The organism is Streptomyces sp. 150FB (assembly GCF_000818195.1).
Taxonomy (GTDB): domain Bacteria; phylum Actinomycetota; class Actinomycetes; order Streptomycetales; family Streptomycetaceae; genus Streptomyces.
This window is the reverse complement of the sequence record NZ_JTHL01000001.1, coordinates 6,952,509-6,961,509: the sequence shown is the minus strand read 5'-3', so window position 1 is coordinate 6,961,509 and position 9,001 is coordinate 6,952,509. Positions and strand designations below refer to the sequence as shown.

Sequence of the window (9,001 nt, the reverse complement as noted above, 5' to 3'; positions counted from 1 at the left end):
CCCCCGTCCATCGGCGCCCACCACACCCGCCCCACCACCCCCCAGCCAGCAGCAAAGCGGCAGAACAAAAGCGGCCGGGCGCAACCCACCGCCCAGCCGCCTCGACCGACCAGGGCGGCCCCGCCAGGACACCCCGCCCAGCCAGCACCGCCCCGTCACGTGTCACGTGTCACGTGTCACGTGTCACGTGTCACGTGTCACGCATCAAGCACCCACCACCCAGCACCAAGCACCAAGCACCAAGCACCAAGCACCAACCGTCACACAATCCGGTGCATCCAGCCATGCGCATCAGCCGCCGCCCCCGTCTGGAGCTCCAGCAGCGCCTTCCGCAGCTTCATCGTGATCTCGCCCGGCTCTCCCCCGCCGACCGTCCAGCCGCCGCCGACCGAGCGGATCGTGGCCACGGGGGTGATGACGGCGGCGGTGCCGCAGGCGAAGACCTCGGTGATCGTGCCGTCCTGGCAGCCGCGTCGCCACTCCTCCACCGAGATGCGGCCCTCGCTCACCTCGTACCCGAGGTCGGCGGCGATCCGGAGCACCGAGTCGCGCGTGACTCCGGCGAGCAGCGATCCGGACAGCTCCGGGGTCATCAGTCTGTCGCCGTACACGAAGAAGAGGTTGTTGGTGCCCATCTCCTCCACCCAGCGGCGCTCGATCGCGTCCAGCCAGACGACCTGGTCACAGCCGTGCTTGGTGGCCTCGGCCTGGGCGATGAGGGAGGAGGCGTAGTTGCCGCCGGCCTTGGCCTCGCCGGTGCCGCCGGGGGCGGCGCGCACGTACTCCTCCGACAGCCAGACCGAGACGGGCTTCACACCGCCGCTGAAGTAGGCGCCGGCCGGTGAGGCGATGACCATGAAGAGGAATTCGTTGGCGGGCCGCACGCCGACGCCGACCTCGGTCGCGAACATGAACGGCCGCAGGTAGAGAGATTCCTCACCCGTCGGCGGCACCCAGGCGCTGTCCTGGGTGACGAGTGCGTCGACCGCTGCGAGGAACGTCTCGACGGGCAGCTCCGGCATCGCCATGCGGCGGGCCGAGCGCTGGAAGCGGCGGGCGTTCTCCTCGGGCCTGAAGGTGGCCACCGAACCGTCGGCCTGGCGGTAGGCCTTGAGGCCTTCGAAGATGGTCTGCGCGTAGTGCAGCGTCATGTTGGCCGGGTCGATCGACAGCGGCGCGTAGGGCACCAGCTCGGCGTCGTGCCAGCCGAGCCCCTCGGTCCACTTGACCGTCACCATGTGGTCGGTGAAGTAGCGGCCGAAGCCGGGCTTGGCCAGAATCCGGTCCCGCTCGGCATCGGTGACGAGGTTCGCGGAGGGCTTCAGCTCGATCGTGGGCGTGGTCATGATTTTTCGTCCTTCACCGGTTGTGATGTGTGGGCCAGCGCTCACCGTTCGTCCTGTCGGTACCCGGTCCAGGTACTAGGACGTCCGACCTTCCCCGCATGCCGCAGCGCAGTCCGATTATGACCTGCGGGCGATCCGGGGAGGATAAGGGGTGATTACGGCCCTGGGATGATGGTGGCACCCGGTGGCGGTACAAGAACAGCCGCCGGGTCCCTGGACCCGGCGGCTGTGGTGAGACGACGGGTCAGCTCGCTACTCGTACGGCGAGCGCGTCACCGATTTCGGCGGTCGTGCGCGCCGCACCGTCCCGGCCGTCGAGGTCGGCCGCGACGGCCTCCTCGATCCGGACGGCCTCGGCGTCGAAGCCGAGGTGCCGCAGCAGGAGGGCGACGGAGAGGATGGTGGCCGTGGGGTCGGCCTTCCCCTGGCCCGCGATGTCCGGGGCGGAGCCGTGGACCGGCTCGAACATGGACGGGAAGGTCCGGTCCGGATTGATGTTCGCGGACGCGGCCAGACCGATTCCGCCGCTGATGGCGGCGGCCAGGTCGGTCAGGATGTCACCGAAGAGATTGTCGGTGACGATCACGTCGAAGCGCTCGGGCTGGGTGACGAAGAAGATCGTCGCGGCGTCGACGTGCAGGTAGTCGGTGGTGACGTCGGGGTACTCGCGGCCCACCCGGTCGAAGATGTTCTTCCACATGTGACCGGCGTAGACGAGGACGTTGTTCTTGTGGACCAGCGTCAGCTTCTTGCGGGGACGGGCCTTGGCGCGCTCGTACGCGTCCCTGACCACGCGCTCCACACCGTACGCCGTATTGAGGCTCACTTCCGTGGCCACCTCGGCGGGCGTGCCGGTGCGCAGTGAACCGCCGTTCCCGGTGTACGGGCCCTCGGTGCCTTCGCGTACGACGACGAAGTCGATGTCAGGACGGCCGGCGAGCGGGGTGGCGGTGTTCGGGAAGAGCTTCGACGGGCGCAGGTTCACGTAATGGTCGAAGGCGAAGCGCAGCTTGAGCAGCAGCCCGCGCTCCAGCGTGCCCGAGGGGACCGACGGATCGCCGATCGCGCCGAGCAGAATGGCGTCATGGGTCTTGAGCGCTTCGAGCTCCGCGTCCGGAAGGGTCTCCCCGGTACGGTGCCAGCGGCTCGCGCCGAGGTCGTACTCCTTGGTCTCCAGCTTCACATCCTGCGGGAGGACGGCCTCCAGGACCTTCAGGCCCTGGGCGACGACCTCCTTGCCGATGCCGTCACCGGGAACCACTGCGAGATTGATGCTGCGAGACATATCGGCACCCTACGCTCAGTCCCAGGGACTGACACGAGGTGTCCAGTCCGTGGACAACCCGCCGTTCACGGTGCCGTCGCCGCCGTCCGGTCGGGACGGCGGGGCACCGATACGAACGGCGGGGTCGCGGGTGTCGGATCAGCGCGGACGTGCCGGGCCGAGTGGCGGAAGGACCGGGCTCAGTGGCCGGTCGAGCCGCCGTTGTCCCTGCGGTCGAGGGCGCGCTGGAGTGCGGCGGCGGCGTTCCTGCGGTCGGACTCGCTGGTACGGGGAGTGTGACGGACGCGGCGGACGGTCGTCTCGGCCATGATGATCGACTCCTTGACGTAGCTGAGCCGCGCGGCGAGAAGGAAGGCCACACGGGGGCTGCTGCGAGGCGCCGGGTGGGGCGGGGGGCCTTGCGCCACAGGGGTTGCCTGCGAGGGCGCGTGCCCGCGACCGCCATTCGCTGATGGAGCGAGTCGTTCGGCTCCTACAAAGCTAAGGCAGAGATGCCGTCCTGTCTCCACAATTGCTCGGACTTCCTACTATCTGAGACGGCAAACCGTCCGACCAGGTGAAAGACGGTCAGGCACAGACGTGTCGCGCGGAGTCGCGGCGGGTCGCACCGGGTTGCGGCGGGTCGCAGCGCTCGCGCCGAGTACCCCGCCTCGCCATCTAGATTGCATTCCTACCTAGGTGGTGGTGGAATGCATCCATGGCCACAGACCGCAGAGCCAGCTGGCTCAAGGGCGTCCTCGATCTCCTCGTCCTCTCCTGTCTCACCGACGGGGAGAGCTACGGCTACGAGATCGCCAAGGCCCTCGCGTCCGCGGGCGTCGGCGAGATCAAGGGAGGCACCCTCTACCCGGTGCTGAACCGGCTCGAAGAGGCCGGCTCGGTCGTCGGGGAGTTCCGGGCCGCCGAACGCGGGCCCGGCCGCCGCTACTACCGGCTCACGGACGGGGGCAGGAAGCGGCTCGGCGAGGAGAGCGGCGCCTGGCTGGAGTTCCACACCACCGTGAAATCCATGCTGCACCAAGGGGGAGCGTCATGACCGACCACGCCTACTTCGAGGAACTGGCCCGGGCCCTGCGGGCCGCGGGCGTCCCCGCCGACCGGGCCGAGGTGACGGTCGGCGACCTGACCGGGTACCTCGCCGAGACCGGCACCACCGCGCTTGAGGAGTTCGGCCCGATCGAGGAGTTCGCCGCGCGGCTGACCAGTGGCGGTCCCGGCACCGGGGCGGGCGAGGGGCCCGGCGAGGGGGAGGAGGTCTGGAAGTGGACCACCGACATCTACGCGGACCGGCGACTGCTGAACGAGTACGGCGCACAGGGCTGGGAGGTCGAACGGGTCGACCGGCTGGGCATGTTCGTCAGCCGGCGCGTCCCCGGAGCCGCGATGCGCTGGGAGTACCGCCGGGAGATGACCAACAACAGGCGTGAACGGAACGACATCGGCTGGGAGTTGGCGCCCGACGGGTGGGAGCCGTGCGGTGAGTGGATGTTCATGACCTACTTCAAGCGCCCCCTGGCGGCGACGGCGGGCCCCGCCGCCGCACTCGCCGCGCCTCCCGAGCAGCCGAAGAAGCGGGTCTTCCTCACCCGCAGGCACTACGCGCTGCTGATCCTGTGGCTGCTCACGATCGCCCTGGTGGTGACGTATCTGAGCTTCGAGGGCGCGGCGGTCGCCCGGACGGCGTTCCTCGTCACGGCACTGCTCGGCGCGGTGATCGGAGCGGGGCTGGGGCTCAGGGGCGTACGGCGGGACGTCCGCGACGGCGTCGAGCGCTGACCGTCCGCCCCTGGGACCGCGGCCCGGCCGAACCCGCGTTTCCGCCGTGCGGGCCGGGGCACCCGGACAGCGGAGGTCAACTATGGACGCACGCTCGATGACACTCGGTGGCCGGGGCAAGGCCCGGCGGGCCGCCAACAGTTCTGCCATGGACGCGGCCGCCCGCTGGGGATTCGGCGCGCGCGGCGTGATCTACCTGCTCATCGGGGTGCTCGCGCTCCAGATCGCGTTCGGCGGTGGCGGCGGCGAGCAGGCCGACCGGGGCGGCGCGCTCGCCGAGATAGCCAAGAAGCCGCTGGGCTCGATCCTGCTCTGGGTGCTGGGGATCGGCCTGGTGGGGATGGCCCTGTGGCGGCTCTCCGAGGCGCTGTTCGGCGCGGCGGGCCCCGACGGTTCGAAGCCGGGCAAGCGGCTGCTCTCCGCCGTTCGCTTCGTCTTCTACGGGTTCGTGGCCTACTCGGTGCTCGCGTTCGCGGCCGGTGACAAGAGCAGCGGCCAGGGCTCCAGCGACCAGCAGTCGCAGGACATCACGGCCAGGGCGATGGACTGGCCGGGCGGCCGGTGGATCGTGGGGATCGCCGGGGTGGTGATCGTGGTCGCCGGTATCTGGGTCGCCCTGAGCGCCGTACGGCGGAAGTTCCACAAGCACCTGAAGCTCGGTGAGATGTCGCATGGCGCACGGCGGTTCGTGGATGTGACGGGCATCGCCGGCGGCCTCGGCCGTGGTTTCCTCTTCGCCGCGATCGGGGTGTTCGTGGTGGTGGCGGCCGTCGAGTACGAACCTGACAAGGCCAAGGGCTTTGACGACACCCTGCGTTCGTTCACCGGGACTCCGGCGGGGCCCTGGCTGCTCGCGGTGGTCGCTGCCGGGCTCGCGCTGTTCGGACTCTTCTCCTTCGGCATGGCGCGCTGGCGCCGGGTCTGACGCCGGGTCGCGCCGCGCGCGTCACATGGAGACCGCCCCCGTACCGGCGGTGGGAGCCGATGCGGGGGCGGCGTGTGAGGGGCCGGGCCCGAGGTCGTCCTCAGGCGGCCTGACGGGCCGTCAGCCCATGTGCGGGTAGCGGTAGTCCGTCGGTGAGATGAGCGCCTCCTTGATGGCGCGGGTCAGCGTCCAGCGCATCAGGTTCTGCGGGGCGCCCGCCTTGTCGTTCGTACCGGAGGCGCGACCGCCGCCGAAGGGCTGCTGGCCGACGACCGCGCCCGTCGACTTGTCGTTGATGTAGAAGTTGCCGGCCGCGTAGCGCAGCTTCTCCATCGCGTACGCGGCGGCCGCGCGGTCGTTGCCGATGAACGAGCCGGTCAGCGCGTAGGCGGCCACCGACTCCAGTTGCGTCAGCACCGACTCGTAGTCGGCGTCGTCGTAGACGTGCACCGCGAGGATCGGGCCGAAGTACTCGGTCGAGAAGACCTCGCTCTCCGGGTCGGTGCAGGCGATGACGGTCGGGCGTACGAAGTAGCCCACCGCGTCGTCGTACGTGCCGCCGGCGATGATCGTGCACGTCGGGTCGGCGGCGGCGCGGTCGATGGCCGCCTTGTTCTTGGCGAAGGCGCGCTCGTCGATGACGGCGCCGATGAAGTGCGAGAGGTCGGTGACATCGCCCATCGTCAGCCCGTCGACCTCGGCCGCGAACTCCTCCTTGAAACCGCCGTTCCAGACGGAGGCGGGGATGTACGCACGCGAGGAGGCCGAGCACTTCTGGCCCTGGTACTCGAAGGAGCCCCGGGTCAGCGCGGTCTTCAGTACCGCCGGGTCGGCGCTCGGGTGGGCGACGACGAAGTCCTTGCCGCCGGTCTCGCCGACGATGCGCGGGTAGGAGCGGTACTTCTCGATGTTGGCGCCGACCGTCTTCCACAGGTGCTGGAAGGTCTTGGTCGAGCCGGTGAAGTGGATGCCGGCCAGCTCGGGGTGGTTCAGCGCGACCTCGGAGACGGCGAGGCCGTCACCCGTCACCAGGTTGATGACGCCCTTGGGCAGTCCGGCCTCCTCCAGCAGCTCCAGCAGCAGGACGGCGGCGAGTGTCTGGGTCGGGGACGGCTTCCACACCACGACATTGCCCATGAGGGCGGGCGCCGTCGGCAGGTTGCCCGCGATGGCGGTGAAGTTGAACGGCGTGATCGCGTAGACGAAGCCTTCGAGCGGGCGGTGGTCGAGGCGGTTCCACACGCCGGGCGAGTTGGCCGGCGGCTGCTCGGCCAGCAGGTCACGGGCGTAGGAGACGTTGAAGCGCCAGAAGTCGACCAGCTCGCAGGGGCAGTCGATCTCGGCCTGCTGCGCCGTCTTCGACTGGCCCAGCATCGTCGCGGCCGCCATCTTCTCGCGCCAGGGGCCCGACAGCAGTTCGGCGGCGCGCAGGATGATCGCCGCACGGTCGTCGAAGGCCATCGCGCGCCAGCCGGGAGCGGCGGCGAGCGCGGCGTCGACCGCGGCCTGCGCGTCCTGCTCCGTGGCGTTCGCGAACGTACCGAGAACGGCCTTGTGGTTGTGCGGCTGTACGACGTCGACGCGCGCGCCGCCACCCATCCGCTTCTCGCCGCCGATGGTCATCGGAAGGTCGATCGGGTTCTCGGCCAGCTCCTTGAGCCGCGCCTCCAGGCGCCCCCGCTCGGGCGAGCCGGGCGCGTAGCCGTGCACCGGCTCGTTGACCGGGGCGGGAACCTTGGTCACTGCGTCCATGGGTACCGGATCTCCTTGATCAGTGGGTCGGTCGGGGCTCGGGGGTCAGCCCCGGCTGACGAGCGAGCGGAGGAAGAAGGCGAGGTTGGCGGGGCGCTCGGCGAGGCGGCGCATGAAATACCCGTACCAGTCGGTGCCGTACGCGATGTAGACCCGCATCCGGTGTCCCTCGGCGGCCAGCCGGTACTGCTCGGCCTCGCGGATGCCGTACAGCATCTGGAACTCGTACCGGTCGATCTTGCGCTCGGCGCGGCGGGCCAGCTCCTGGGCGATCGCGATGACGCGGGGGTCGTGCGAGCCGACCATCGGGTAGCCGTCGCCCGCCATCAGGATCTTCAGGGAGCGGATGTAGGACCTGTCGACGTCGGCCTTGTCCTGGAAGGCGACGGACGCGGGTTCCTTGTAGGCGCCCTTGACCAGCCGGACCCTGGCCCCGGCGGCGGAGAGCGCCCGGCAGTCCTCTTCGGTCCGATACAGGTACGACTGGACGACGGCGCCGGTCTCGGGGAAGCTCCGGCGCACCTCGGCGTGGATGGCCAGCGTCGAGTCGACCGCCGTGTGGTCCTCGGCGTCCAGGGTGAGCGTGGTGCCGATGGCGGCGGCGGCCTCGGCGACCTCGGTGACGTTCTTCAGCGCGAGGTCGTGGCCGCCCGGCAGCGCCTGGCCGAAGGAGGAGAGCTTCACGGACATCTCGGCGCGCGGTCCGAGGTTCAGCGGGGTGAGCGCGTCGATCAGCCGGAGGTACGCGTCCCTGGCCTGGCGCGCCTGGGCCGGGTCGGTGATGTCCTCGCCGAGGACGTCCATGGTCACTTCGAGGCCCCGGCCGGTCATCTCCTCGATGACGGGCGTGGTCTCCTCGACCGACTCCCCCGCGATGAAGCGGCTCACCACGGGCTTGGTGACCGGCGCGGCCGAGACGGCGCGGCGCATGGTGTCGCTGCGCGCTGCGGCGAGTATCACGGGACCCAGCACAGGGCACCTCCACGGAGTTTTCGGTACGGAGTCGTCGGTACGTGAGTCGTCGGCGTTGTCGGCGTTGTCAGCGTTGTCGGCCTTGTCGACCTTGTCGGCACGTCGCGGCGGTCGGGGAACCACTGTGAAATCTAGGGACCGCTCCGATCCTCTGCCATCGACACCTGTCACGCATCCGTGGCCCGGATCTCAGACATATGTCTGAAGGCGGTGGGAGAATGTCCGGGTGAAGGACGATTATCAGGAACTGGTCGACGAGATCTCGGCGCTGCTCGGCGTCCCCGCCACGCTGGAGAACCGCGACTTCGGGCTGATCGCCTTCGGCGCGCACGACAGCGAGGACGACACGGCGATGGACCCGGTCAGGACCCGCTCGATCCTGACGAGGAGGTCCACCCAGGCGGTGCGCGACTGGTTCGAGGGCTTCGGCATCACCCGCGCCACCGGGCCCGTACGTATCCCGGCGGCCCAGGAGGCGGGCGTCTTCCGGGGCCGGATCTGTCTTCCCGTACGCCATCGGGGCACGGTCCTCGGGTACGTATGGCTGCTCGACGACTCCGATCCGGGGCCCGCCGAGTCGCGGCTCGCCGCCGCCATGGAGGTGACGAAGCGGATCGGTGACCTGCTCGCCGAGGAGCTGCGGACGGGCGCGACCCTGGCCCGCGAGCTGCGCGCCGTACTGACGTCGGAGCCGGGCTGGCAGCGGGACATGGCGGTGGCGGAGCTGCACACGGCGCTGGGGCCGAGCGCGGACGGGCTGCATGTGGTGCTGTGTGTGACGCCCTGGCGGGAGTTCCGCGCCGAACCGCAGGTACGGGCGGTGCCGGGCACCGCCGCGCTGTGCACGCTGCCGCTGCCTCCGGCGGGCGCCGCTGAGGAGGCGCCGGGCGGCCCCGAGGCGCTGGCGCTGCTCGTACGGCTGCGCTCGGCGGACGCGCTGGAGCC

General features: G+C 70.1%; 8 protein-coding genes and 1 pseudogene. 4 read left to right on the top strand and 5 right to left on the bottom strand.

Annotated features, from left to right (window positions below):
- Positions 1–260: 260 nt before the first annotated feature.
- From QR77_RS29895 to QR77_RS29885, 3 genes are all read right to left on the bottom strand, one after another.
- Positions 261–1,346, bottom strand: a complete 1,086-nt coding sequence (locus QR77_RS29895; protein ID WP_040025116.1) for a branched-chain amino acid aminotransferase — start codon at positions 1,344–1,346, stop codon at positions 261–263.
- 244 nt (positions 1,347–1,590) lie between these two features.
- On the bottom strand, positions 1,591–2,631 hold the full coding sequence (locus tag QR77_RS29890; protein ID WP_040025115.1) for a 3-isopropylmalate dehydrogenase: 1,041 nt from the start codon (positions 2,629–2,631) through the stop codon (positions 1,591–1,593).
- A gap of 179 nt (positions 2,632–2,810) precedes the next feature.
- Positions 2,811–2,990 carry a hypothetical protein gene (locus QR77_RS29885; protein WP_040025114.1) on the bottom strand — a complete coding sequence of 60 codons (180 nt, stop codon included), beginning with the start codon at positions 2,988–2,990 and terminating at the stop codon, positions 2,811–2,813.
- A 338-nt stretch (positions 2,991–3,328) separates the two neighbouring features.
- Between QR77_RS29885 and QR77_RS29880 the strand changes: the two genes are divergently transcribed.
- From QR77_RS29880 to QR77_RS29870, 3 genes are all read left to right on the top strand, one after another.
- The gene (locus QR77_RS29880) at positions 3,329–3,667 is read left to right on the top strand and encodes a PadR family transcriptional regulator (protein ID WP_040025113.1); all 339 of its coding nucleotides are present in this window, start codon (positions 3,329–3,331) and stop codon (positions 3,665–3,667) included.
- Positions 3,664–4,407 (top strand): hypothetical protein, encoded by a 744-nt coding sequence (locus QR77_RS29875; RefSeq protein ID WP_040025112.1) that lies wholly within the window; start codon positions 3,664–3,666, stop codon positions 4,405–4,407. Before QR77_RS29880 ends, QR77_RS29875 begins: the two co-directional genes overlap by 4 nt.
- Positions 4,408–4,489: 82 nt before the next feature.
- Complete coding sequence (locus QR77_RS29870; RefSeq protein WP_040025111.1) at positions 4,490–5,332, top strand: DUF1206 domain-containing protein; 843 nt, start codon at positions 4,490–4,492, stop codon at positions 5,330–5,332.
- A gap of 120 nt (positions 5,333–5,452) precedes the next feature.
- Here the strand turns inward: QR77_RS29870 and pruA are convergent, their stop codons facing one another.
- Entirely contained in the window at positions 5,453–7,084 is a 1,632-nt protein-coding gene (gene pruA / locus QR77_RS29865; RefSeq protein WP_040025110.1) for an L-glutamate gamma-semialdehyde dehydrogenase, read from the bottom strand.
- A 45-nt stretch (positions 7,085–7,129) separates the two neighbouring features.
- On the bottom strand, positions 7,130–8,056 hold the full coding sequence (locus QR77_RS29860; protein ID WP_040028897.1) for a proline dehydrogenase family protein: 927 nt from the start codon (positions 8,054–8,056) through the stop codon (positions 7,130–7,132).
- Between the two features lie 226 nt (positions 8,057–8,282).
- On the opposite strand from QR77_RS29860, the pseudogene QR77_RS29855 reads away from it, so the two are divergent.
- Positions 8,283–9,001 (top strand): annotated as a pseudogene (locus QR77_RS29855) (PucR family transcriptional regulator); the annotation flags it as partial.

What these genes read in the sequence shown, in the direction of transcription:
- QR77_RS29880 (WP_040025113.1), top strand. Translation starts at nt 3,329, where the DNA reads ATGGCCACAGACCGCAGAGCCAGCTGGCTCAAGGGCGTCCTCGATCTC.
- QR77_RS29895 (WP_040025116.1), bottom strand. Translation starts at nt 1,346, where the DNA reads ATGACCACGCCCACGATCGAGCTGAAGCCCTCCGCGAACCTCGTCACC.
- QR77_RS29890 (WP_040025115.1), bottom strand. Translation starts at nt 2,631, where the DNA reads ATGTCTCGCAGCATCAATCTCGCAGTGGTTCCCGGTGACGGCATCGGC.
- QR77_RS29875 (WP_040025112.1), top strand. Translation starts at nt 3,664, where the DNA reads ATGACCGACCACGCCTACTTCGAGGAACTGGCCCGGGCCCTGCGGGCC.
- pruA (WP_040025110.1), bottom strand. Translation starts at nt 7,084, where the DNA reads ATGGACGCAGTGACCAAGGTTCCCGCCCCGGTCAACGAGCCGGTGCAC.
- QR77_RS29870 (WP_040025111.1), top strand. Translation starts at nt 4,490, where the DNA reads ATGGACGCACGCTCGATGACACTCGGTGGCCGGGGCAAGGCCCGGCGG.